Genomic DNA, 24,167 nt, shown 5'->3' with positions numbered 1-24,167 from the left:
CGGCGCCGCGTTTGCCGATGCCGTCGCGATCGAACGTGATCGCTCCCGGCGCCTAAACCCTCGCGCGCTGCGCTTGCCCTACTGTGTTCGTGTTCTAGCGGTGTCTGTTCTTGCGGTTGTTCTGGTGTTGCCGTGTTCTGGAGTTGCAGTGTTCTGGTGTTGCCGTCCTACTGTCTCAGTTGTACAGAGGGGGAGCGACCGGACGGTCACTCCCCCTTCTGCCCGAGGCTATCGGCGGAGGCCGAGTCGCTGGATCAGCGACCGGTACCGCTCGATGTCGACCTTCGCCACATAGTTCAGCAGCCTGCGACGGCGGCCGACCAGCAGCAGCAGACCACGACGTGAGTGGTGGTCGTGCTTGTGCATCTTGAGGTGCTCGGTGAGACCGGTGATCCGCTTGGTGAGCAGAGCGACCTGGGCCTCGGGGGATCCGGTGTCCGAGTCGTGCACGCCGTACTCGGTCAGGATCGACTTCTTCTCATCGGTGGACAATGCCACTGATCTGACTCCTCGATGTGTGCCGTGCGGGCCGGACGCACTCCGCGCCGGGTGGTGTTCGCCGATGCGCCCCACGAGAAGGGGGATCGCACCTCGGTCTCGGCCGCCACGGACTGCAGCCGGACCCGATTGTCAAGGGTAGCAGCAGCATGCACGGCGGGTGCCCGCGACGCGGCCGGACACCGCTGCTCAGGACCTTTCCGGGTGAACAGCCGTCCCCGTGGGCGCTGACGGCGTGTCACCCCCGCCGTCCCCGCCACGTGCGCCGCCGTCGAGTGGCACGGTCCCGGCGGGCACGTACCGCGTGCCACCGTCGATACGCTCACCGCGCAGCAGCACCACCTCGCGCGCCGTCCACGACCGGGTGCGGCACCCGGCGGTCAGCACTCTGGCCACCGCGGGCGGCGGGTTCTGCTCGCGTGGCCAGCGGGCCAGTGTCAGGTGCGGCCGGTACGCCCTGCGTTCGAGGTCGGCGCCCGCGGCGGCGGCCAGTCCGGCGAGTCCGCCGCCGTGCACGGCGGCCCAGAGGACGCCGGGGAACGTCCCGGCGCCCTCGATCCGGAGGGTCACCGGCGGCCTGCCCGCCAGTGCCTCGCGCAGCAGGCCGAGCCGTCGCGCCGGATCGCCGGGGCTGCCGGGCGGGCCATCGTCACCGTAGAAGCCGAGGGTCACGTGCCAGCGGGACTCCGGCGTCCAGCGCGGCGCGGCGTCCCCCGCACCATCCTCGCCGCCGCGCTCGCCGACGTCCCGGGGTACGCCGAGCGCGAACCGCAGCGATGCGCGGACGTCGACGGGCGGGAGGAGCGCGGAGAACAGGCTCACCGGCGAGCGGGCTCAGGCACCCTTGCCTGCCCGCCGCAGCAGTTCGGCGATGGCCGGGAACTCGGGATCGAGCCGGTCGGCCGCGTGACCGAGGTTCTCGTCCTCGGCGATGTCCCGCAGCGCGACGAGCAGCGCACGGTCACCGAACGCGGCACCGACCGGGAAGCTGTCGCGCCCCACGGTCGGCCGGGCGTCCCGGACGTCCTCCAGCGCGGCCTGCATGGCGTCGGCGTCGCCCGCGGCCACCCCCGGGGTCAGGACCTTGCGCTCCAGCATGATCATCCGGGCCAGTACGACGGGATTCCCGATCTTTGCCCGCCGCCCGCTCATCACCTGGCTGAGCATCGGGGCGCTGATGCCGAGCACCTCGGCCAGGAAGGCCTGCGAGACGTTGAAGGCCACCACCAGCCTGCGCACCCGGTCACCGAGCGGTTCGCCGTACCACTCGCGTTGCAGCGCGACGTTGCGCTGGACGATCTTGTGGTCCTCCACCTGTGCCCGCTCCCCCTGCCCAGCTTCGTCTGTCCTCGACATCGGCATCCTGCCAGGTCGGCCCGTCGCCGCGGGCCGGAATCACCGATGCGTTCGCTTTTGCACCCGGCCGGGCGGGGGGCGCGCAGGCGTCAGTGGCCCGTCCCCAGCGTCCGGCGGGTCTCGCGCACGTCCTCGGCCATCTGGTCGACCAGGCCGTCCGGCGAGTCGAAGCGGATCTGCCCGCGCAGCCTGCCGACGAAGTCGAGCGCGACGTGCTGGCCGTAGAGGTCCTCGTCGGCGTCCAGCACGAACGCCTCGACGGTGCGCTCCCGGCCGGAGAACGTCGGGTTGGTGCCGACCGACACCGCGGCGGCCAGCAGCCGGTCCGGGCTGCCCGAGCGGGTGAACCAGCAGGCGTAGATCCCGTCCGCGGGTACCGCGGCGAACCTCGTGGTCGACAGGTTCGCGGTGGGATAGCCGAGTTCCCGGCCCCGGCCCGCACCGCGCACGACGATGCCCTCCAGGCGGTGCGGCCGCCCCAGCGCGTCCCCGGCGGCCGACACGTCACCGGCGTCGATGCAGGAGCGGATGTAGGTGGAGGAGTAGGTGATCTCGGTCTGCGGCTGCTCCCCCGCCGCGACGGTGTCCCCCGGCAGGGTCGCGCCCTGCAGGTCGGCGCCGAAGGCGACGAAGCCGAAGCGCCTGCCGAGGGTCCGCAGCGTCTCGGTGTCGCCCGCGGCCTTGGCGCCGAAAGTGAAATTCTGCCCGACGATGACGGCGGCCGCGTGCAGCTTGTCGACCAGGATCTCGTGCACGAAGTCGTGTGCCGGCACCCGGGACAGCTCCGCTGTGAACGGCAGCACGGCGAACACGTCCACCCCGAGGCCCTCGACGAGTTCGGCCTTACGTCGCAGGGTGGTGAGCTGGGCCGGGTGGCTGCCCGGCCGGATCACCTCGGACGGATGCGGGTCGAAGGTCAGCACCACGCTCGGCAGCCCGCGCTCCCGCGCCACCTCCACGGTCCGGCTGATCAGGGCCTGGTGGCCGCGATGCACCCCGTCGAACACGCCGATGGTGACGACACAACGTCCCCAGCCGCCGGGAAGATCCGCCAATCCACGCCATCGCTGCACGGCTCCGGAGCCTACTGCCCCGCCACCGGTCGCCGCCTGCTCACCCCGCGGGGGTCAGCACCAGGACCGGTCGCGCGGTGGCGCCCTCGTCGCGCAGCAGGGCGATGGCGTGCGCGTCCGGTCCGAACACGCCGTACGTTCCGGCGACGCCGGCGGGAGGGACCGCCTGGCCGTGGGTGAGCGCCCGCGCCACCGAGGCGTCGACGTCCACCCTCGGGAACGCGGCCCGCACCGCGTCGTCGAGACCGAGCGAGAGTTCCGGGGTCTGTTCGAGCTGGTCCAGGGTGCGCGCCCGGGCCAGACCGAACGGCCCGACCCTGGTACGCCGCAGGGCACCGAGGTGGCCGCCGACGCCCAGCCGGGAGCCGAGGTCCCTGGCCAGCGCCCGCACGTAGGTGCCGGAGGAACAGTCGACCATGGCGTCGAACTCGACGGCCCCGTCCTCGCGGCTGACCGAGAGCACGTCGAAGCGGGACACGGTCACCGGCCGGGCGGCGAGTTCCACGCTCTCGCCGGAACGGGCGATCTCGTAGGCACGCCGCCCGTTGACCTTCACCGCGCTCACCGAACTGGGCACCTGCATGATGTCGCCGGTCAGCTCGGCGACCCCGGCGTGGATCTCCTCCTCGGTCACCGCGGACGCGTCCGCCGTGGACAGGACCTCACCCTCGGCGTCGTCGGTGCCGGTGGCCGAGCCGAGCCGGATGGTCGCCAGATACGCCTTGGTGTCCATCGCCAGGTGGCCGAGCAGCTTGGTGGCCCGCTCGATGCCGAGCACCAGCACGCCGGTGGCCATCGGGTCGAGGGTGCCGGCGTGGCCGACCTTGCGCGTACCCATGATGCGCCGGGCGCGGGCGACCACGTCGTGCGAGGTCATCCCGCCCGGTTTGTCGACGACCAGCAGGCCGGGCGGAGGGGCGGGACGGCGCGGACGGCGGGACTGCTGCTGGGACACCGGGAAACTGTAGCGAGCGCTCAGGCCGCGGCCGTCGTGGACCGGGCACCGACCGGGGTGTCCCAGCGGTGCCGGACGATGCGGACGGGGATCTGCTCACCCCGTGCCTCGGCGTCGAACAGCGCCGCCCGGGCCCGCCGCCACCAGACCAGCATCCGGAACACGCCGAGCACCAGCACGGTGACGATGCCGAGCAGCGCCCAGCGAAACTCGCCACCGGTCAGTTCGAGCAGCAGCCCGAAGACGAGCGCGCCGATCGTCGTCGCGACGAAGCCGCCGACGTTGACCACCCCGGTGGCGGTGCCGACACGGTGCAGTGGGTTGTAGTCGCGGGCGAGCGCGAAGCCGATCATCGACGCGGGCCCGCCGATGGACAGGAACGCGAAACAGGGCACGAGAACCGCGGCCGGCACCGTGCCCGGCCAGGACAGCAGCAGCGCCCAGACCACGACGGCACCGGCGAGGTAGCCGCCGACGATCGGCATCCGCCACGAGGGGCTGCGCCCGATCAGCGCGCCGACCACCGGGCCGCCGACCATCGAGCCGAAGACGAACACGGTCATCAGCGCGCTCGCGGTCGCGGCGGGCAGGCCCTGCCCCTGCACCAGGTACGGCACGCCCCAGATCAGGGTCAGCACGTTGGGCGCGAACATGGTCGAGAAGTGCAGCCAGAAGCCGAGTCGCGTGCCGGGCACCCGCCACGCACCGGACACCTGGGCGCGCAGGGCGCGCGGGCTCACCGGCCCGGCCGGCTCGCGGCGCACCCCGGCCGGATCGTCGCGGACCACGGCCAGCACCACGGCAGCGAACAGCGCCGTCACCACGCCTGCCACCAGGAAGGTGGGCGTCCAGCCGGGACCGGCGAGCAGCAGGGTCAGTGGCACGGTGGCGGCCAGGTTGCCGATGTAGCCCACGGCGGTGGTGAACGAGGTGACCACCGGGTACTGCCGTCCGCTGAAGTGCGCGGCGATCAGCCGGACGACGCTGACGAAGGTGAGCGCGTCGCCGAAACCGAGGACACCCCGGGCGAGCAGACCGAGCGGGTAGGAGTCGGCGGTGGCCATCAGCACCTGGCCGATGCCGAGGAACAGCAGGGCCGCCGTCAGGATGCGGCGCGGCCCGTACCGGTCCACCAGTACCCCGGTGGGGATCTGCATGGCCGCGTAGACCCCGACCTGCAGCACGGTGAAGGTGCCGAGGGCGGCGGCGCCGACGCCGAAGCGTTCGCTCGCCTGCAAGCCCGCGACCCCGAAGGACGTCCGGTGGAACACGGCGAGCAGGTAGACGGTGGCCCCGGCGAGCCAGATCAGCCATTTCGCCCGTCCGCCCGCCGATGCGACCGTGCCGCTCGGTGATCCGGTGGACTGCGGCCGGGCGGACACTGGCGGCTCCCTGGGTAGGCGGCGACGGGTGCTACGACTGGATGCGCCCTCGTCGCCGCACCCTGCAGTTGTATCGCCCGAGTAACGCCGAAATAAACAGCGCGGGCCCGTGCTGTTCACCACAAGCGGTACCGCCGCGTTCTCAGGCGCGCACGGCGCCGACGACCGCCCACCGTCCGGAACGCCAGCGCAGGACCACCGCGATCAGGCGGAAGACCATGAACAGCGACAGCCCCGTCCAGATCCCGGCCAGGCCCCAGCCGAAACCGAGCGAGGCCCACACCAGCGGCAGGAATCCGAGCGCGGCGCTGAGCAGCGTGGCGTTGCGCAGGAACGCCGCGTCGCCGGCACCGAGCAGCACCCCGTCGATCGCGAACACCACCCCCGCGATCGGTTGCAGCGCAACGAAGAACCACCACGCGTGCGGTACCTCGGCAAGCACTCCTGGGTCGGTGGTGAACGCCCGCGGCAGTACCTGGGACACGGCCGCGAACAGCCCGCACAGCACGACGCCGAGGATCAGCCCGTACCGGGTGATCTGACCCGCCACGCCGCGGGCCCGCCGGGACGACCCGCTGCCGAGCGCCGCGCCGACCAGAGCCTGCGCGGCGATCGCCACCGAATCGAGCACCAGCGAGAGGAACACCCACAACTGCAGGACGATCTGGTGCGCACCCACCGCCTCGGTGGAGGTGCGGGCGGCCACCGCGGCGGCGGAGACGAAGCAGGCCTGGAACGCCAGGCTGCGCAGCACCAGATCGCGACCAAGGCCGAGTTGCGCCCACATGACCTCGCGACGCGGGCGCATCGGCACCTTCTCGGTGAGCAGCGCCCGCACGAACAGGCCCGCGGAGAAGACCTGGCCGATCAGGTTCGCCACCGCCGAACCCTCCAGCCCGAGCCCCGCCGGATAGACCAGCAGGGGACACAGGACCGCGGAGATCCCGTTGCCCGCGAGGACGTACCGCAGCGGCCGGGCGGTGTCCTGCACCCCGCGCATCCAGCCGTTGCCCGCCATGGTGATCAGGATCAGCGGGGTGCCGAGCAGGGCGATGCGCAGCCAGGACACGGCGGCGCCGGTGACCTCGCCGGAACCGGAGAGCACCCCGGCGATCGGCCCGGCGAGCAGTTGCCCGGCCACCACCAGGATCAGGCCGACGATCACCGCCAGCCAGGTGGCCTGCACCCCCTCGCTGACGGCCTCGGCGCGCCTGCCCGCTCCGTGCAGGCGCGCGGTCCGCGAGGTCGTGCCGTAGGACAGAAACGTGAGCTGGGTGGAGATCTGGGACAGGATCACGCCGCCGACGGCGAGCCCGGCCAGCGGCAGCGCGCCGAGATGCCCCACGACCGCGGTGTCGACGAGCACGTACAGCGGTTCGGCGGCGAGCACGCCCAGTGCGGGGACGGCGAGGCCGAACACCGTCCGGGGCGGGACCCGCTCGGTTCCGGGGACGGGATCGTCCTGCGTGGAGTTCACCGGCTCGGATGGCGTCGACACGGCCGCAACCCTAGAGGGCTCCCCCGACGATTCGCCGGTGCAGTCGCGCGGGCATCCGGGTCACGGCCGCGGAGTGGGAAGCACGGCGGCGGCGACGGCGACGAGCACCCGTTCGCGGGCGGCGGTCAGCTCACCGGTGACCGTGCAGCCCGCCGCCCTGCGGTGCCCGCCCCCGCCGAGCTCGCGGGCCGCGGCGGAAACGTCCACGCCGCCCTGGGAGCGCAGCGACACCGACCACTGCCCGCCGGAGGCCTCCTTCAGCACCACCGCCACATCGGCCTCGCGGGTCGTCCGGATCACGTTGATCACGCCCTCCACCTCCTCCGCGCGAACCGTGGCCGCGACGGCGAGCGGCACGGCCGTGTGCACGACGCCGAGCCCGCCGGCGGCGTCCGGCAGCAGGCGGGCCTCGCCCAGTACGGCGGCCAGCATCGGCAGCCAGGCGAAGGGGTGGTCGTCGACGATCCGGCGGGAGACCTCCTCCGGATCGGCACCCGCCGCGAGCAGCCGCGCGGCGACGGCGTGGATCTCCGGGCGGGCCCGCCGGAAGCCGCCGGTGTCGGTGACCAGGCCGGCGTAGAGGCAGGTGGCGATGTGCTCGTCGAGCGGCTCGCCCATCGCGTCGATCAGCCGCAGCACCAGTAGCGCGGTGGCCTCCGCCGTCTCGTCGACGACGTGGTGCGTGCCGAATCGGGTGTTGCCGGCGTGGTGGTCGACGACCAACACGGCGCCACCCTCCGCTCGGCGGTCGTCCACCCGGCAGGCCAGCGGGCCCAGCCTGCGCTCGCTCGCCGAGTCCAGCGCGACCAGCAGCGACTCCGCTTCCGGCAGCTTGCTCGCCGGGACGAACAGGTCCCCGGCGTCCAGCCAGGCCAGGGTTTCCGGCATCCGCTCCGGCTCGCCCACCGACACCCGGACCACGGCGCCCCGACGGGCCAGCACCCGGCCGAGCGCCAGCGCGCTGCCCAGCGCGTCGGCGTCCGGGCGGACGTGCCCGAGCAGCGTCACGTCACGGGCACCGGACAGCAGGGCCGCCGCCCCGGCGACGGTCTCCTCCGCCGGCGCGCCGTCACCCGGTACGCCCGGGCCCGGTGCGCCTGCGCCCGGCCCGTGGTCACCGGGACCGGACGCGGGGACGGGGCTCGGCACGGAGTTCACGATGTCGGTCACGTCCCGCAAGCTACGCCGGGGGTCGGACGAACGCCGGGTCGCGGTAATCTCGGCCACTCCCCCGACGACAGCTCGCGAGCCCCCATGCCTGCCTACGCCATCCTGCTCTACCCCGCCGCCAACCGCGTCTACGCGGACGCCTCTCTCGGCCTGCTCCGCGCGGAACTGGCGGTGTTCGCCGCGACCGCCCTGGACGCGGACGTCACCGAGGTGGCCGAGCGTCGCATCGGCGGCGTCGGCTACGTCGGGTTCACCACCGGCACACCGCTCGGCGACCGGGACGTACGGCTGCTGTCGAACCTCTCCGCGCTGTACGCGCTGTTCGAGGTGACCGGGGAGCTGCTGCGGCCGGTCGAACTCCGCGGTCTGGACCGCTTCGACTCCGACCTGCTGACCATCCAGAAGTACCCCGGCAAGACCAACGAGCTGTTCACCAAGCTGCTGCTCAACGTCACCCTGCTCGCCCGCGACGAGCCCTCGGCCTTCCTCGACCGGCCGGTACACGTCCTGGATCCCTTGTGCGGCCGGGGAACCACGCTCAACCAGGCGATGATGTACGGCTTCGACGTCACCGGCGCGGACACCGACGGCAAGGACTTCGACAACTACTCGACGTTCCTCACCACCTGGCTGAAGAACAAGCGTCTCAAGCACACCGCCGACTCGACCTCGCTGCGGCGGGACAAGGTGCGCCTCGGCAGGCGGCTCGACGTCGAGTACGCCGCCACGAAGGAGCGATACAAGGCGGGCGAGGTCAACCGGATCACCTACTTCAACTGCGACACCCTGGAGACGGCCGCGCTGCTGCGGCGGGAATCGGTCGACGTGATCGTCACCGACGCCCCGTACGGCGTGCAGCACGGCAGCCACCGTTCCGACGGGACCGGGCCCGCCCGGAGTCCGCGGGACCTGCTGGCCGCGGCACTGCCGGTGTGGTCCAGGACGCTGCGCCCCGGCGGCGCCATCGGCATCTCCTGGAACACCACCGTCGCCGGCCGCGAGGTGCTCACCGGGATCCTGACCGGCGCGGGCCTGGACGTCGTCGAGGACGAGGCCTACCTGGGCTTCACCCACCGGGTGGACCAGGCCATCCTGCGCGACCTCATCGTCGCCAGGAAACCCTTGGCGGGCAACTGATCCCGGTGAGCGCGGGGAACCCGGTCGCTCAGGCCAGCCGGGCCCCGACGAATCGGAGGATCTCCGGCATCGCCGACGTCCAGTAGGACTCGTCGTGCTCACCGGGGCCGATCTCCGCGCGGGCAGGCGTGGTGGCCTGGACCAGTTTCCGCGCCGCACCGGCGAACGGATCGTCCTCGCCACACCAGACGCCGATCTCGGCCCGCCCCAGTTCCGCGGTGTGCCGCAACGGCTCGTGCGACTCCCATTGCGACTCGTTCGCGAACACCTCGCGCGCCTCGGCGTCCGGCCAGTCCACGAACAACGCCGGGCTGCACGCCGCGATCGCCTTCATATCCCGCTGCTCACGCGCGTACCGCAAGGCCCCGAACGCGCCCATCGAGATGCCCAGGGCCGCGGCCGGGGCGCCGAGTTCGGTGTCCGCCAGCCAGCCCGGGAGCTCATCGACCAGCATCCGCAGCGGATCGTCGCCACCGTCGACATCGACCCAGTAGTGCGCACCGTCCAGCGCGACCAGTGCGAACGGCGGCGTACCGGCGTCCACGACCTCGGAGAGCATCGCCGGCACCCCGAGGTCGGCGAAGCCGCGCGCGTTGCTTCCCTTGCCGTGCAGGGCAAGGCACACCGGCAGCCCAGCGATCGGCACGCCCTCCGGCGCGATCACCACCAGGTCCACCTCGGAACCGCGCGCGGCGGAGTACACCCGGCGCGCGCTCACCGGGACCGGCGGCGGCGCAGGCGGATCCGGCGTCGCCGGCACATACGGCACCGGCACCTGCTCGCGCTCCTGCGCACCGCACGCGGCCACGGACGTGCACACGGCCAGCCCACCGAGCAGCAGGCCCCGTCGCGTCAGCCCCGCCCGCACGGCTCAGCGCTTCTCGTCGCCGGCGTCCGTCGTGCTCGCGTCCACGCCCCCGGCCGCGTCATCCACGTCATCCACGTCCGCTTCGCGCGGGACGCGGTACGGGTCCGGCTCCCCGGCATGCGCCGCCGCGGCCGCCTGCCTGGCCACCTCGGCGTCGGCCTCCCGCGCCTTCTCCAACAGCTCCTCGATCCGGCGCGCGTCATCCGGCACGCTGTCGGCGACGAAGGCCAGCGTCGGCGTGTACCGCACCCCGGTCCCCTCGCCGACCTTCGTCCGCAGCACCCCGCGCGCCGATTCCAGCGCCGCGGCGGCACCCGCGAAGTCCGGTTCCGAATCCAGGCTCTCGCCCAGCACCGTGTAGAACACGGTCGCGTCCCGCAGATCGCCGGTGATCCGCGCGTCCGTCACCGTGACCCCGGCCAGCCGCGGATCCTTGACGTCATGCTCCAGCGAGGAGGCCACGATCTGCGCGATCCGCTTCGCCAGCTTGCGTGCGCGGGCGTTGTCAGCCACGGCGCACCCCCTAACTCGTTGCCGATGTCGCCCGGAGGGCGAATTGTTGCCAGATAAGGAAAATCAGTCGTCCTCGGGTCCGAACAGCCGCCGGTGCGCGGAGAGCAGCTCCATGTCGGGACGTCCCACGGCGAAACGTTCGCAGCCGTCCAGCACATCCCGCACATGCGCCGCGTCGGCGGCCACCACGGCCACCCCGATCAACGTCCGCCGGTGCAGGTCGAGATGCCCGGCCTCCGCCACCGACACATCGAACCGTTTCCGCAGTTCGGCCACCACCGGCCGGACCGCCGAACGCTTCTGCTTCAGCGACCGCACGTCACCGAGCAGCAGGTCGAGTTCCAGCGCACCAACGAACATCGGCACCCATCGCAGATCGAAGAGACGGACGGCAGCGGAAAGCCGAGTGGCCGGGAGGGGACCGCGGTCCCCTCCCGGCCACTCGTGAGACTCACGCGCGCGGCTTCTCCCGCTGCTCGTAGGTCTCGATGATGTCACCGATCTTCAGGTCGCTGTACGAACCAAGGGTCAGACCACACTCGAAGCCCTCCCGGACCTCGACCGCGTCGTCCTTGAACCGGCGCAGCGAGTTGATCGGCAGGTTCTCCGCCACCACGTTGCTGTCCCGCAGCAGGCGAGCCCGGGCGTTACGCCGGATCTCACCCGAAGTGACCATGCAGCCGGCGATGGTACCGATCTTCGACGACTTGAAGACGTCACGGATCTCGGCGGTACCCAGCTCGACCTCTTCGTACTCGGGCTTGAGCATGCCCTTGAGCGCGGCCTCGATCTCGTCGATGGCCTGGTAGATCACCGTGTAGTACCGGACGTCCACGCCTTCGCGCGTCGCCCGCTCGGTGGCCTTGCCCTGCGCCCGGACGTTGAAGCCCAGCACGATCGCGTCGGACGCCGTCGCCAGGTCGATGTCACTCTCGGTGACACCACCGACGCCGCGGTGCACGACGTTGAGGTCGACCTCCTCGCCCACATCGAGCTGCATCAGGGATGCCTCGAGCGCCTCGACGGTACCCGAGTTGTCACCCTTGATGATCAGGTTGAGGCTGTTTGTCTCCTTCAGCGCCGAGTCCAGGTCCTCGAGGCTGACCCGCTTGCGCCGCGACGCGTTGAGCGCGTTGCGCGTACGGGCCGAACGCCGCTCGGCGATCTGCCGCGCGACCCGATCCTCGTCCACGACCAGGAAGGTGTCGCCGGCACCGGGCACCGAGGTGAAACCGATGACCTGCACCGGACGCGAGGGCCACGCCTCGGTGACGTCCTCGTTGTGCTCGTCGACCATGCGACGGACACGACCGTAGGCGTCACCGGCGACGACCGAGTCACCGACCCGCAGCGTGCCTCGCTGCACCAGCACCGTGGCGACCGGACCGCGACCGCGGTCCAGATGCGCCTCGATCGCCACACCCTGGGCCTCCATGTCCGGGTTCGCCCGCAGGTCCAGCGCCGCGTCCGCGGTCAGCAGGATGGCGTCGAGCAGCCCGTCGATGTTGATGCCCTGCTTCGCCGAGATCTCGACGAACATGGTGTCGCCGCCGTACTCCTCGGCGACCAGGTTGTACTCGGTGAGCTGCTGCCGGATCTTGTCCGGGTTCGCGCCCTCCTTGTCGATCTTGTTGATCGCGACCACGACCGGGGCCTTCGCCGCCTGCGCGTGGTTGATCGCCTCGATCGTCTGCGGCATCACGCCGTCGTCGGCCGCGACCACGATCACCGCGATGTCCGTCGACGTCGCACCACGGGCACGCATGGCGGTGAACGCCTCGTGACCCGGGGTGTCGATGAAGGTGACCAGCCGCTCGACGCCCTCCAGCTCCGTCGCCACCTGGTAGGCACCGATGTGCTGGGTGATGCCACCGGCCTCGCCCTCGGCCACCTTCGCCTTCCGGATGGTGTCCAGCAGACGGGTCTTACCGTGGTCGACGTGACCCATGATGGTCACCACCGGCGGCCGCACCTGCAGGTCCTCGTCATCACCGGCATCGTGGCCGTAGGTGATGTCGAAGGTCTCCAGCAGCTCGCGGTCCTCCTCCTCGGGGCTGACCACCTGCACGGTGTAGTTCATCTCCGAGCCGAGCAGCTCCAGCACCTCGTCGGAGACCGACTGGGTGGCCGTGACCATCTCGCCGAGATGGAACAGCACCTGGACCAGCGAAGCGGGGTTCGCGTCGATCTTGTCCGCGAAGTCGCTCAGCGAGGCACCACGCGGCAGCCGGATCGTCTCGCCACTGCCCTTGGGCAGACGGACGCCGCCAACGCTGGGCGCCTGCATGTTGTCCATGTACTCCTGGCGCTTCTGGCGCTTCGACTTGCGGCCCTTGCGCGAAGGCCCACCGGGACGGCCGAACGCACCGGCCGTGCCGCCACGGCCACCGGGACCACCGCGACCGCGGAAACCACCGCCGCCACCGGGACCGCCACCACCGGGACGGAAACCGCCACCGCCACCGCCGCCACCGGGGCCACCGCCACCGGGACGGAAACCGCCGCCACCGCCACCAGGACCGCCACGGGCACCGCCACCGGGACCACCACGCGCGCCGCCACCGGGACCACCACGGGCACCGCCGCCAGGACCACCACGCGCGCCGCCGGGGCCACCGGCCGGACGCTGCGGGCGAGTCGGCATCATGCCCGGGTTCGGACGCGGCGGCATGTTGCCCGGCGTCGGACGATTGCCGCCACCCTGACCGCCGCCCGGACGCGGACCCGCGGCCGGACGCTCGGCGCCACCACCGGGACGCGGCGGACGCTCGGCGCCACCACCCTGCTGACCCTGCTGGCCACCCGGGCGCGGCCCGGACGGACGAGGAGCCGGCGAACCGGGACCGACACCGAACGGGTTGTTACCCACCCGCGGCGCACGCGGGCCCGGCTTCGGACCGGAGGGCTTCGGACCCTGCGGCTTCGGCGGCACCACCGAACCGCCCTGGCCCGACTGGGCCGCGGCCGGCTGGTCGGCGGCGGGCTGTTCCGGAGCCGGGGCGGGAACCTCGGCCTCGGGAGCCTGCGTCGCTGCCGGAACCTCCACCTCAGGCGCGGCCGGAGCCGGGGCCGGGGGCTTCGGACCGGGCCTCGGGCCAGGCCGCGCGGCGGGCTTGGGAGCCTCCGCCGCGGGCTTCTCCGCGGCCGGACCGGGCTTCGGGGCGGCCGGCTTGCCCTCCGGTGCCGCACCGTTCGACGGGGCGGGTGCGGGCTTCTTGCTGCTCTTGCCGCCACCCTGGCCGGGATACGCGTCGCGCAGACGGCGGGCAACAGGCGCCTCCACCGTCGACGACGCCGACTTCACGAACTCGCCCTGCTCCTTCAGCTTGGCGAGTACTTCTTTACTTGTGACACCGAGCTCTTTGGCGAGCTCGTGTACGCGGGCCTTGCCTGGCACAGCACTCCTACTCTGGGGAGGCCGGCGGCAGACCCGCAGACCTCGTCCTATTGTCGCGCGTTCATGGCTTCAGCTTCACGGCTGACTCATGACGGGTCGACCTGCTTCCTTGATTCCGACTGGATCCGGGCAGCTCCCGCATCCTGACTGTGTTCCGTGAGCCGCTCCAGGTGATGCTCCAGGTACTGCCGCACCTCGCCGAGTGCGTCGACGCCGAGCACCCCGGGAACCCGTAAAGCCCTGGGAAACGCTCGCCGCCGCTCGGCCTTGACCAGACACTCCGGAACCGGGTGCAACCATGCCCCGCGGCCCGGAAGCCGCCGACGCACGTCGACGACCAGGTGCCCGTTCACCGCGACCACTCGCAGCAACTCACCGGCCACCGCCCGCCGCCGGCATCCGACACACGTTCGCACCGGGCCATCCCGGCGCTCCTCGTGCCCGCTCGCCTGCCGCGGTCGTTGAACCACCACCAAGTCTATCCCACCCGTCTCCCACCACCGCCCTCAGGCGACACACTCCGTGCGACAACCCCACCCAGCGTCTCCCACCACCGCCCTCAGGCGACACACTCCGTGCGACAACCCCACCCAACGTCTCCCACCACCGCCCTCAGGCGACACACTCCGTGCGACAACCCCACCCAACGTCTCCACCACCACGCGACACACCGGGGTCCGAGCCGAGGCTGAGTGGACGGGCCGGCGCGGCCGGTCGCCCGAGCGGTGGGTAGCGGTCAACGCATCGCGTGCCCGGAGCATTCCGCGCACCCGGCGGCGCACCGGGGTCCGGCCGGTCAGGACAGCGCGTGGCGTGCCGGGCCACCGATGGCGGCCCGGCACACGAGGGATCAGTCCGCGACCGCGCCCTGGGTCTCGCTCGCGGCGGGCTCCGCCGTCTCGGCCGCTCCGGGAACGGGGTCCTCCGGGTCGGCGACCTCGGACTCCGCGGCAGCAGCATCGCTGCGGATGTCGATGCGCCAGCCGGTCAGACGGGCGGCGAGCCGGGCGTTCTGGCCCTCCTTGCCGATGGCGAGGGAGAGCTGGAAGTCCGGCACGACGACCCGGGCGGTCTTCGCCCGCTCGTCGACCACACGCACCGACACGACCTTGGCGGGCGAGAGCGCGTTGCCGACGAATCGGGCCGGATCCTCCGAGTGATCGATGATGTCGATCTTCTCGCCGGCGAGTTCGCTCATCACGTTGCGCACCCTGGCCCCGACCGGTCCGATACAGGCACCTTTCGCGTTGACGCCCTGCACAGTCGAGCGCACCGCGATCTTCGACCGGTGGCCGGCCTCGCGGGCGACGGCGGCGATCTCCACCGTGCCGTCGGCGATCTCCGGCACCTCGAGCGCGAACAGGCGGCGCACCAGGTTCGGGTGCGTGCGGGACAGCGTGATCTGCGGCCCCCGGTTGCCCCGCGAGACGCCCACCACGTAGGCCTTGATCCGGCTGCCGTGCTGGTACGACTCGCCGGGCACCTGCTCGGCCGAGGGCAGCACGCCCTCGGTGTCACCGACCTGCACCATCACCATGCCGCGGGCGTTGGCCCTGGCGTCGCGCTGGATGACCCCGGCGATGATCTCGCCCTCCTTGGCGGAGAACTCGCCGTAGGTCTTCTCGTGCTCGGCGTCGCGCAGTCGCTGCAGGATGACCTGACGAGCGGTGGTGGCCGCGATCCGGCCGAACCCCTCCGGGGTGTCGTCCCACTCCTCGTCGATCTCGCCGTCTTCGCCCAGGGTGTGGGCCAGGACGCGCACGTAGCCGTTCTTGCGATCGATGTCGATCCGCGCGCGCGGCTGGTGCCCCTCGGTGTGCTTGTACGCGGTCAGCAACGCGGTCTCGATCGCGTCGATCACCGTCTCGAAGGGGATGTCCTTGTCTCGCTCGATCGCACGAAGCGCGGCGATGTCGACGTTCACCTCGACTCCTCCTTCGGTTCCTCTTGAGTTGTGTCGTCAGTCGTATCGGTCGTGCCCGGCTCATCGTGGCCGAGCAACGCGAGGTCCGCAGCGGGCGGCTGCTTGAACTCGACCTCGATGACCGCCGAGGCGCAGTCGGCGTAGGCGAGGTCGCGCAGTTCTCCGGAGACGAGCAGCCGCACGGAGCTCTCCCCCGCGTCCCCGACCCGGCCGGCGAACGGCGCACCCTCGACCGGGGTCACCCGCACCAGCCGGTACCGGGCCCGCCGCCAGTGCCGCGGCTGCGTCAGCGGACGCTCGACGCCGGGCGAGGTGACCTCCAGGGTGTAGGCCCCCTCCAGCAGGTGCTCGTTCTCGTCGAGCACGGCCGCGACCGCACGGCTGACGCCGGCGACCTCGTCCAGGCCGACGCCCTCGTCGGAGTCCACCACCACCTTGACCAGCTTGCGCCGGCCCGCCTGCTGGACCTCGAGCGCGTCGAGGTCGAAACCCGCGCCATCGACGGCTTCCGCCACGATCGGCTCGAGCCTTCCGGCGAGTTCTGCTGCCAACGTGGCGCTCCCTATTCAGCTGCGGTCAGTGATGGACCAGCCTATCTCCTCCGCGCGGGTGCCCGCCGGTGGTCGGACCCCTGGCGTCCGGACGAGGCCTGGCAGGATGGCGCCACATGAGCGACCGTCACGATGCCCTGGCCGTGCGAGCGGATCGGGTCCGCCCGCGCACCCGCCGTGACGTGCTGCGTTGCGTCGCCTTGGCCGCCGTGGCGGTGCCACTGGCCGCGGCCTGCGGTCCCGGCTACGCCGAGGGGCCGGACGATCTGGTCCCGCTGCGCGACCAGGCCCGGGCCGACGCGGAGTCGGCCGCGGCCATCGCGGGCACCGGCGCGGCGCAGTCCGCCGCGCTCGCCAGGCAGGTGGCCGAGGTCCGCTCCGCCCACGCCGACGCGCTGCAGGCCGAGATCGACCGGGAGAACCGGCCCGCCGCCGAATCGCCCGCGCGCACCGCACCGGCCTCCGCCGATCTCGCCGGTCTCGGATCCCGGCTGGACACCGCACGTGCGCAGGCCGCCGCGCTCGTCCCGGCCCAGCCCCGGCACCGCGCCTCCCTGCTCGCCTCCGTCGCCGCGGGTTGCGCCGCGGCCCAGCAGCTCTCCGACGAACTCGGTGGTGGCAGCGATCCGGGGGTCGACCCGGCCGCGGCGCCGGTGCCGTCCGGGACGCTGCCCCCGGAGACGGCCGACGCCCTGCAGCGGGCACTGACGGCCGAGCACGCCGCGGTGTGGGTGTACGGGCTGGTGAGCGCGTTCCTGCCGGGCGACTACACCGCGGGTGTCGCGGACGGCGCGAGTGAGCACCGGGACCGCCGCGACGCACTCGAACGCATATTGAACGGGGCCGGTGCGACGCCGGTGGCCCCGGAGGCCGCCTACCTCCCGCCGAAGCCGGTCACCGACGAGCAGACGGCGGCCGCCGTGGTGGCGACCGCCGAGACGGACGCCGCGACCGCGTGGCGGGGAGTGCTCGACGGCACCGACGACGGCGAACTGCGCACCGTCGCGATGCGGGCGCTGATGGGTTCCGCCTCCCGCGGGACGGCGTGGCGGGGCGAGGCCGGGCTCACCCCCGCGGCGATCGCGCTGCCGGGCCGGACGGCGGTCTGAGCCGCCGGAGTCCTCCCGCTCAGCGAAGCTGGTCACCCAGCAGCAGCGCATCGGCGGCGATGCGCGGCAGCAGGGCCGCGTCCTGCACGCCGTCGAAGAAGTTCGTCTCGACGATCGTCACGGTGGCCTCGCTGACCCTCGACTGGTACTCGCCGGTCGCCACCCGCGGTGCCCCCGGGATCTTCGCGGAGCCGTCCCGGACGAGATCCGCGACGTTGCCCGTGTTGTCGGTGTCGGTGATCGCCTTGAACTGCTGGGCGAGTCGCGCGTCGGGCATGGTGACGAGGGCGACCGACACCAGTGCCCGCTTGCCCTCGACCTCGGTGACGTAGAGACCGCGGGACAGCGACTGGCAGGGGTGGTCGCGGAACCAGTCCTGGATCTCCCCGTAGGAACCGGCCACGCAGTCGGTGGAGCGCACCGGATCGGCGACGGAGGAGTACTGGAACGCCGCGGTGGTGCCCTGGTCCGGGCCGGCCGCCGGCTCTGGGCCGGCGGGCTCGTGCCGGACCAGCCACCAGACCAGACCGGAGACCACCGCCACCGCGAGCAGGCCCGCGCCCTTGAACAGCGTCGCGTACCGGGAGCCGTTGCCGCGGTCACCGCCGTTGTTGCCGCCACTGCCGTCGGCGACCCGCCGGATGGGCGCCGTGTCACCGGCGGCGGCACCGCGCACGGGCATACCGCCGGCGGAGGTGTCACCGGCGCCTGGAGAGAAATGCGGACCAACCACGAGCACATACCGTAGTTCACGAGCGGGCCGGAGTTCATCCGAGCGGGCAAACCGGTCGTCCACGCTGACACAGGGCGATCGGCCGGTCCGGGTCCGGAGTCTGTCTCTAGGACAGGGCCCTGGCGGCCAGTTCGACGTCGTCGACCGTGTTGTACAGGTGGAATCCGACCCGGGCCCGCCCCGCGCGGACACCGGCGCGCACTCCGGCGGCGGCGAGACGCTCCGCGGCGCCGTCCACCGTCAGCGACACGATCGCGCTTCCGCGCGCGGCCTGGCCGAGCCGCTCCAGGAACAGGTCCGCCAGTCCCGTGCAGTGCTCCCGCACCGCCGCCGGATCCAGGCCGGCGAGGTACTCCAGCGTGGCGGCCGCACCGAGGTGAGCGTGCCAGACCGGCGACAGGTCCAGCCCGCGGGCGCCGGCGGCGAGGCGCAGCGGCAGGCCGTAGGTGGTGCGCCACGGGTCCGTACCGGCGTACCAGTTGGCGGCGACCGGAACCGTGCGCTCCATCGCCTCCGGGCGCACGGCCAGCCAGGCCGCGCCCCGGGGCGCCATCAGCCACTTGTACCCGGCGCAGACCACCCAGTCCGCCCAGTCCAGCCGCAGTGGCAGCCAGCCCGCCGCCTGGGTGACGTCGAGCAGTACCCGCGCCCCGGTGGCGGCACAGGCGGCGCGCAGCGCAGGCAGGTGCACCATCCGGCCGTCGGCGGACTGCACGACGCTCACCGCGACCACATCATGTCCGTCCACACTGGACACCAGTTCGCCGAGGGGCACCTCGGTCACGGTGCCGCCCGAAGCGCGCGCCCGTACGGCGAAGGGGAAGCCGACGCTGGTGAAGTCGCCCTCCGCCAACAGAACGCGTCCCCCCTCCGGCACTCCGGCGGCGACCAGTGCGACCAGTTGCGAGACGGTGCTGCCGAGGGCGACCCGTTCGGCGTCGACCCCGACCAGCCGGGCGAATCCGGCCCGGGAGGCCGCAACCGGCTCGTCGAAGTCCACCGGGTCGTCCCCGCCGCACCGCCACCGCCGCACGGCCGCACTCACCGCCTCGCCGGCCCGCTCCGGGGGGATGCCGATGCTGGGCGTGTTCAGGTACCCGGCGGGCACGTCGAACGACGCACCGAAGGCGGAGCGCATGCCTCACACCTCGCCGGACACGGTCTCGTCGGCCCTGCGCGGAAGCGGCCCCTCGAGGAAGGGAGCGAACAGGTCCGGGACGGCCGCCTCGGCGAAGACGAGCCCCTCGCTCGCGCCGACGTCGTGTACCGAGTAACCGCCGGTGCCCGCCGCGGTGGTCGCGGTGAGCGTGATCAGCCCGGCCCTGCGCTGGAACACCGACTGCCGCGCGGTCCAGCCGATGATCCCGCGTCGCTGGAGCGCGACCGTGGAACGGCGGACGCTGCCGTTGCGGGCGACCAGGTAGTCGCCGGTCAGCCCGTGACCGAGCGCGCGGTAGGAGTCGAGCGCGATCAGGATCGCGATCGGCAGCAACACCAGCGCGGCGATCCACGCCAGGTGCAGCAGCACATCGGTCAGCAGCACGCCCAGCACCAGCAGCGGCAGCACGACGGCCACCACGGCGGCGAGCGCCCAGCGGATCCGGCGGCCGCGGGCCGCCCGGGGATGCCCGGCCAGCCGGGCACTGTTCGTCGGTGCGACCTCCTCGCGCAGCACGTCGGCCGCCACGCGGTCGGCGATGTCCTTCGGCGCCGGCGGCAGCACCGTGCGATGGTCGGTCTTGTCGTCGTCCTTGCGCTGCACCATGCCGGTGGCGATGATGTCCACGCGCGCGGCGCCGAGCATGCGCGCGCCGAGTGGTTCGACCACCTCGAGACCGCGCAACCGCTTCTCCTCCAAGGAGATCGATCGTGTGGTGAGCAGGCCGCGGCGCACCCGCAGGGTGCCGCCGGACTCCCGTTCCAGCCGGAACCGCCACCACATCTCGACGAACAACAGCAGCGAGCCGATCGAGCCGAGGACCAGCGCGAGCGCGATCAGCACCAGGATGGTCACCACCAGCGGCAGCCCGGAGAACAGGTCCGCCACCCACTCGATGACGCCCTTCTGCAGGCCGAACCACTCCGAGACGTTCATCACCACGCCGAAGGCACCGATTCCGAGCAGCGGAGCCAGGAACGAGGTCGGCGCGTACCGCACCCAGGCCGGGTCCAGTTCGGCGAGCATGCCCTCGGCGGTGGCCGTGTCGCCGACAGGACGGTCGAGCAGTTCGCGACGGAGTTGCTCCGCGGTTGCGGCGGTGACCGGCCGCAGAACGAAGGAACTCGTGCCCGGCGCGCTGCTCTCCCCGGTACCGATCTTCACGTTGGCAAGGCCGAAGATCCGGGTGATCGGATCGGCGGTGAGGTCAACCGCGCGGATGCGGTCGCGGTGCAGTGACCGCCGGGTGCGGACCAGGATGCCGGTGCGCAGTTCGGCCCGTTCGTCGCCGATCCGGTACCAGGTCTTGTACCAGCGCAGGTAGTCCCAGCCCGCGCCGATGGCGATCAGCAGCAACCCGGCGGGCACGACCCACAGCAGGGCGGTGCCGAGCGAGGTGTTCGACGCGATGCCCACCGTGGTCGGCACCCCGGCACCGATCGCCACACCGGCCATCACGATCGCGGTGACCGCCACCGTGCGACGGTCGAGCCGCCGCCAGCCGTCCTCGGCGGCGCTCATGTGGCATCACCGGGAATGGCCTGCGTGGTCTCGGTGAGCCGCTGCGCGAGTTCGGCGGCGACCTCGTGATCGAGGCCCTCGATCTTCACCTCACCCTTGGCCGAGGCGGTGGTGACGATCAGCGTCGCCAGGCCGAAAGCCTGCTCGAGCGGACCGCGCTGGGTGTCCACGGTCTGGATGCGCGACATGGGCGCCACCCGCCACTGCTGCCAGAGCGCCCCGGTCCGCGTGTAGACGGCGGTCTCGGTGACCTCCCAGCGATGCACCCGATACCACCACGCGGGCAGACCCAGCAGTGCGACGATCCCGATCAGCGCGACGGCGCCCGCCGGGACCAGCAGCCAGACCCGCGCCGGTGCGATCAGCAGACCCAGCACGACCAGCGCGACCACCGGCACGCCGAAGATCAGCAGCACCAGCACCCGCCACCAGGAGACCGCCCGCGGGTCCACCTTGTTCCGCGGCGGACGCAGCCGCACCTCTCCCGTGCCCGGTGGCGTTGTCGTCGACGACGTCACTGTGTTCCTCCCCAAATCACCGCGGTCGTCGGACCGGCGGTACTCGAATCGTCCACTATGGACATTCCACCGCGGACATCACCGCGAGGGATGCCGCGCTCCGGCGAAGGGACGGTGCCGCCCCGCCGAACTGTTCGCGACGAACGCTCCCGCGTTGCGGCGCATCGTATACTCGCGCCGGACACCGATGCAATGCGGCCGCATTGGACAGTGAGCGAGCGAAGGGAGACCGGTGCCCAAGCACGTCGACCACGACACCCGCCGCGCGCGAATCGCCGAGGCTCTGCTGAGCCTGACCGCGCGCGAGGGCCTCGAGGCGGTCAGCCTCCGCCATGTCGCCGCGGAGGCAGGGCTGTCGATGGGAGCCGTACAGCACTACTTCCACACCAAGGACGACATGCTGGTGTTCGCGCTGGAACACCAGAGCGCCGAGCGAGAACGCCGGATCACCGACCTGGTGCGATCGGCACACGCCCCGACGGTCCGCTCGGTCCTGCGCACCTGCCTGACCGAAGTCCTGCCCACCACCGAGCAGAGCCGTTCGGAATGGCTGGTATCGGTAGCCTTCTTCATTCGCGCCCTCAGCGAGCCCGCGGTGGCCGCGGTGCTCGCCGAGGGCGCACCGAAGGTGATCGGCTTCTTCACCGAACTTCTCTGCCGGGACCGGGACGCCGGCGTACTGCGCCCCGGCGCGGACCCGCACGAGGAGTCCGTGGTGCTGTGGTCCCTGGTCGACTCCCAGTGCGCCGCGATCATCACCGGTGAACGCACCGCCGATGCCGCTCTGTCCACTATGGACTACTACCTGGACGGCCTGTACATCGGCGAGTCGGTGCCGATGAGCTGAGCCGTTCCGGCTCAGCTTCCGTGCGAACCCGCCGAGGCCGCGGCGATACGGGCGTTGCGCACCTCGCGGAAAACCTTGCGCAGCGCGGGAACGGCCACTCCCGCGTGCTCCTCCAGCGCGTCCAGCCGGTCGCGGTTGCGACGGCGGTCCGCACGCGAGACGACGCCGCGCAGCTCGACCGCGGCCACCAGAGCCGTCAGCGCCGCGTCCTCTCTCGGCAGCCGCTCGACACTCCCACCACCGCGCAGCGCACCGTCGACGATCGCCGCCAGCCTGGCCCGTCCCCCCTCGTCGCGGACGGTGACCTTGCGGCGGCGGAAGATTCCGAGAGTGGTCGTCTGCTCCAGCCGGATCACCCGCGCGGAGTCGAGCAGGGCCTCCAGCGAGCGCAGTGTCCCGCGTGGATCCTGGCGTACCAGTGACTTCCACTTGCCGGGCTTGGCCTCGACGATCTCGCCGAGTACCTCGTCGAGCAGGTCGTCACCGGTGGAACCGCCCGGACGGGGAACGGCCCTGCCGTCGTCGTCGACCAGTCTGCCGCGCAGCAGCAGGTCGGTCAGTGCGGCCGCCCGGACCAGGTGCCCGGCCTGCTGCCGGTCCGGCACGCGGCGCGCCCCGATGTCACAGGCGAGCAGATACGCCTGCGCGGGAAGGGAACTGGTTCCGCCGGTCTCGTTCATTCGTCACCGTCCCCTTGTCCTGAGTCTCTTGTCGCCAGTCCGTCGAGGATATCGACGATCCTGGCGAACTGCGCGGCGTTGGCCGCGTGCGGCGCGTCCACACTGTGCACCTCGAACGGGTTGTCCGGGATGAGAGCGTCCGCCTCGGCGATCATCCGGTCCTGCATGGCGATCGGAATCATCCGATCGAGGGTGTGCCGGATGTAGGTACGGGGGATGCGTCCCCAGGTGCCCGCGTCGACCCGGCAGTCCTCGCCGCCGACGGTCACCGACTCGTCCGGTTGCAGAGTGGCGATCATGCCGTAGAACTCGGCGTCGGAGGCGCCGTCCATCAGCGCCTCCCTGGCGGCCGCGAGCGCCGCCGGGTCGGCGGAGCGGTAGTTCGCCCGCACCGCACCCAGCACCGCCGGGTCGGCCACCGTCAGGCCCGCCAGGTTCGGCGCCAGCGTGGTGGCGCCCTCGGGGGTGGCGTAGTAGTCGTTCGGGCTGGCGAGATCGACGCAGCAGAAGGCCGTGTCGTACACGATCCGGTCGATCAGATCGGGCACGGCGTTGCCGACCCGGTTGAGCGTCGCCCCGCCCATGCTGCCGCCGTAGAGGATGACGGGACCGAACTCGGCGACGCGCCGGACCACCGCGATCGCGGCGTCGGCGAAGTCGTCCAGGCCGACGTCGCGCATCGGGGACGGGCGGGTCGCCAGCGAGGTGAGGTCCTGCGGCGCCTGGTAGTCGAGCGTGAACTGACCGTCCGAGAGACGGTGGCCGGGCAGGTCCACGCCCACCGTGCGGTGCCCGCGCAGCGCGAGATCGTTGATGCCGCCCGGCGAGCCGCTGGCCCCGGTGACGATCACGAAGGTCGTCGTCCCCCGCCTGCCACCGGTCCCGGCCGTGGCACCGGCTGTATGGCCGGCCGTGCCGCCGGCCGTGCCGCCTACGGTGAGCCCGAGTGCGCCCGCCGTCCCGGCCACCGCGGCGGCGCGCAGCGCGGTCCTTCTGGAATGTCCGGTCATGTCCGCTCCTGTTCGTGTCCGATGAGGTCCGTCCTCCCCGGACGGATGCTGTCCGTGCTGCCGTGTCCGGTGCACCGCGTTCACCGGCCGCACCTGGTTCCGCAGGCGAGCGAGGCACCGCGCGGCTCGGCCACGTGGAGAACCCGGGCAGGGCGACGAGTCCGCGTCTTCGCGACCGGCCGGGATGCCGGTGGGCGTGCTGTCCGTCGCCCGAGCAGCCGATCCCGCGCCGGCCACAGCCGCGACGAGGTGGTGGCCGGTCGAGGTA

Annotated in this window: 24 protein-coding genes; 3 read left to right on the top strand and 21 right to left on the bottom strand. The window is 72.2% G+C overall.

All coding sequences use genetic code 11. From position 1 onward, the window contains the following. Positions 1-228: 228 nt before the first annotated feature. From rpsO to CFN78_RS04475, 8 genes are all read right to left on the bottom strand, one after another. Entirely contained in the window at positions 229-498 is a 270-nt protein-coding gene (gene rpsO, locus CFN78_RS04510) for a 30S ribosomal protein S15 (RefSeq protein ID WP_094861291.1), read from the bottom strand. Between the two features lie 189 nt (positions 499-687). Beyond that, complete coding sequence (locus CFN78_RS04505) at positions 688-1,320, bottom strand: 2'-5' RNA ligase family protein (RefSeq protein ID WP_094861290.1); 633 nt, start codon at positions 1,318-1,320, stop codon at positions 688-690. A gap of 12 nt (positions 1,321-1,332) precedes the next feature. Further along, positions 1,333-1,812, bottom strand: a complete 480-nt coding sequence (locus CFN78_RS04500) for a helix-turn-helix domain-containing protein (RefSeq protein WP_094861289.1) — start codon at positions 1,810-1,812, stop codon at positions 1,333-1,335. A gap of 131 nt (positions 1,813-1,943) precedes the next feature. Next, positions 1,944-2,927 carry a bifunctional riboflavin kinase/FAD synthetase gene (locus CFN78_RS04495; protein ID WP_094861288.1) on the bottom strand — a complete coding sequence of 328 codons (984 nt, stop codon included), beginning with the start codon at positions 2,925-2,927 and terminating at the stop codon, positions 1,944-1,946. A 40-nt stretch (positions 2,928-2,967) separates the two neighbouring features. After that, entirely contained in the window at positions 2,968-3,882 is a 915-nt protein-coding gene (gene truB / locus CFN78_RS04490) for a tRNA pseudouridine(55) synthase TruB (protein ID WP_094861287.1), read from the bottom strand. A gap of 20 nt (positions 3,883-3,902) precedes the next feature. Beyond that, a complete protein-coding gene (locus tag CFN78_RS04485) occupies positions 3,903-5,264 on the bottom strand; it encodes an MFS transporter (RefSeq protein WP_094861286.1) in 1,362 nt (453 codons plus the stop codon). Positions 5,265-5,406: 142 nt separating this feature from the next. Then, positions 5,407-6,762: an MATE family efflux transporter gene (locus CFN78_RS04480; protein ID WP_205660427.1), complete on the bottom strand. Its 1,356-nt coding sequence runs from the start codon at positions 6,760-6,762 to the stop codon at positions 5,407-5,409. Between the two features lie 60 nt (positions 6,763-6,822). After that, positions 6,823-7,791, bottom strand: coding sequence for a DHH family phosphoesterase (locus CFN78_RS04475; RefSeq protein ID WP_240519284.1), 969 nt, complete (start codon positions 7,789-7,791; stop codon positions 6,823-6,825). Positions 7,792-8,016: 225 nt separating this feature from the next. On the opposite strand from CFN78_RS04475, the gene CFN78_RS04470 reads away from it, so the two are divergent. After that, entirely contained in the window at positions 8,017-9,069 is a 1,053-nt protein-coding gene (locus CFN78_RS04470) for a TRM11 family SAM-dependent methyltransferase (RefSeq protein ID WP_094861284.1), read from the top strand. A 28-nt stretch (positions 9,070-9,097) separates the two neighbouring features. On the opposite strand, the gene CFN78_RS04465 is transcribed toward CFN78_RS04470, so the two are convergent. The 7 genes from CFN78_RS04465 to rimP form a co-directional block, all read right to left on the bottom strand. Continuing rightward, positions 9,098-9,937 carry an alpha/beta hydrolase gene (locus CFN78_RS04465; RefSeq protein WP_240519263.1) on the bottom strand — a complete coding sequence of 280 codons (840 nt, stop codon included), beginning with the start codon at positions 9,935-9,937 and terminating at the stop codon, positions 9,098-9,100. A gap of 3 nt (positions 9,938-9,940) precedes the next feature. Beyond that, positions 9,941-10,450, bottom strand: coding sequence for a 30S ribosome-binding factor RbfA (gene rbfA / locus CFN78_RS04460; protein WP_094861283.1), 510 nt, complete (start codon positions 10,448-10,450; stop codon positions 9,941-9,943). 63 nt (positions 10,451-10,513) lie between these two features. Then, positions 10,514-10,810 carry a DUF503 domain-containing protein gene (locus CFN78_RS04455; RefSeq protein ID WP_094861282.1) on the bottom strand — a complete coding sequence of 99 codons (297 nt, stop codon included), beginning with the start codon at positions 10,808-10,810 and terminating at the stop codon, positions 10,514-10,516. Between the two features lie 91 nt (positions 10,811-10,901). Then, positions 10,902-13,847, bottom strand: a complete 2,946-nt coding sequence (infB, locus tag CFN78_RS04450; protein ID WP_094861281.1) for a translation initiation factor IF-2 — start codon at positions 13,845-13,847, stop codon at positions 10,902-10,904. Positions 13,848-13,933: 86 nt separating this feature from the next. Further along, positions 13,934-14,263, bottom strand: coding sequence for a YlxR family protein (locus CFN78_RS04445; protein WP_420807850.1), 330 nt, complete (start codon positions 14,261-14,263; stop codon positions 13,934-13,936). Between the two features lie 434 nt (positions 14,264-14,697). Further along, positions 14,698-15,771 carry a transcription termination factor NusA gene (nusA, locus tag CFN78_RS04440; RefSeq protein WP_240519262.1) on the bottom strand — a complete coding sequence of 358 codons (1,074 nt, stop codon included), beginning with the start codon at positions 15,769-15,771 and terminating at the stop codon, positions 14,698-14,700. After that, on the bottom strand, positions 15,768-16,322 hold the full coding sequence (rimP, locus tag CFN78_RS04435; protein ID WP_094861280.1) for a ribosome maturation factor RimP: 555 nt from the start codon (positions 16,320-16,322) through the stop codon (positions 15,768-15,770). Before rimP ends, nusA begins: the two co-directional genes overlap by 4 nt. A 116-nt stretch (positions 16,323-16,438) precedes the next feature. On the opposite strand from rimP, the gene CFN78_RS04430 reads away from it, so the two are divergent. Continuing rightward, a complete protein-coding gene (locus CFN78_RS04430) occupies positions 16,439-17,431 on the top strand; it encodes a ferritin-like domain-containing protein (RefSeq protein WP_094861279.1) in 993 nt (330 codons plus the stop codon). A 19-nt stretch (positions 17,432-17,450) separates the two neighbouring features. Here the strand turns inward: CFN78_RS04430 and CFN78_RS04425 are convergent, their stop codons facing one another. The 4 genes from CFN78_RS04425 to CFN78_RS04410 form a co-directional block, all read right to left on the bottom strand. Continuing rightward, positions 17,451-18,164 (bottom strand): hypothetical protein, encoded by a 714-nt coding sequence (locus tag CFN78_RS04425; protein ID WP_240519261.1) that lies wholly within the window; start codon positions 18,162-18,164, stop codon positions 17,451-17,453. Between the two features lie 106 nt (positions 18,165-18,270). Continuing rightward, positions 18,271-19,302, bottom strand: a complete 1,032-nt coding sequence (locus tag CFN78_RS04420; RefSeq protein ID WP_094861278.1) for an aminotransferase class V-fold PLP-dependent enzyme — start codon at positions 19,300-19,302, stop codon at positions 18,271-18,273. A gap of 3 nt (positions 19,303-19,305) precedes the next feature. Further along, complete coding sequence (locus CFN78_RS04415; protein WP_094861277.1) at positions 19,306-20,844, bottom strand: PH domain-containing protein; 1,539 nt, start codon at positions 20,842-20,844, stop codon at positions 19,306-19,308. Beyond that, positions 20,841-21,362 carry a PH domain-containing protein gene (locus tag CFN78_RS04410; protein WP_240519260.1) on the bottom strand — a complete coding sequence of 174 codons (522 nt, stop codon included), beginning with the start codon at positions 21,360-21,362 and terminating at the stop codon, positions 20,841-20,843. Before CFN78_RS04410 ends, CFN78_RS04415 begins: the two co-directional genes overlap by 4 nt. A 232-nt stretch (positions 21,363-21,594) precedes the next feature. Between CFN78_RS04410 and CFN78_RS04405 the strand changes: the two genes are divergently transcribed. Beyond that, complete coding sequence (locus CFN78_RS04405; protein WP_094861275.1) at positions 21,595-22,209, top strand: TetR/AcrR family transcriptional regulator; 615 nt, start codon at positions 21,595-21,597, stop codon at positions 22,207-22,209. A gap of 11 nt (positions 22,210-22,220) precedes the next feature. Here the strand turns inward: CFN78_RS04405 and CFN78_RS04400 are convergent, their stop codons facing one another. Continuing rightward, positions 22,221-22,889 (bottom strand): GOLPH3/VPS74 family protein, encoded by a 669-nt coding sequence (locus CFN78_RS04400; RefSeq protein WP_094861274.1) that lies wholly within the window; start codon positions 22,887-22,889, stop codon positions 22,221-22,223. Continuing rightward, on the bottom strand, positions 22,886-23,899 hold the full coding sequence (locus CFN78_RS04395) for an alpha/beta fold hydrolase (RefSeq protein ID WP_094861273.1): 1,014 nt from the start codon (positions 23,897-23,899) through the stop codon (positions 22,886-22,888). Before CFN78_RS04395 ends, CFN78_RS04400 begins: the two co-directional genes overlap by 4 nt. Positions 23,900-24,167: the final 268 nt, after the last annotated feature.

Source organism: Amycolatopsis antarctica (assembly GCF_002262875.1).
Taxonomy (GTDB): domain Bacteria; phylum Actinomycetota; class Actinomycetes; order Mycobacteriales; family Pseudonocardiaceae; genus Amycolatopsis; species Amycolatopsis antarctica.
Note: the sequence above shows the minus strand (reverse complement) of the source record. Positions and strands in the feature narration are given on the sequence as shown.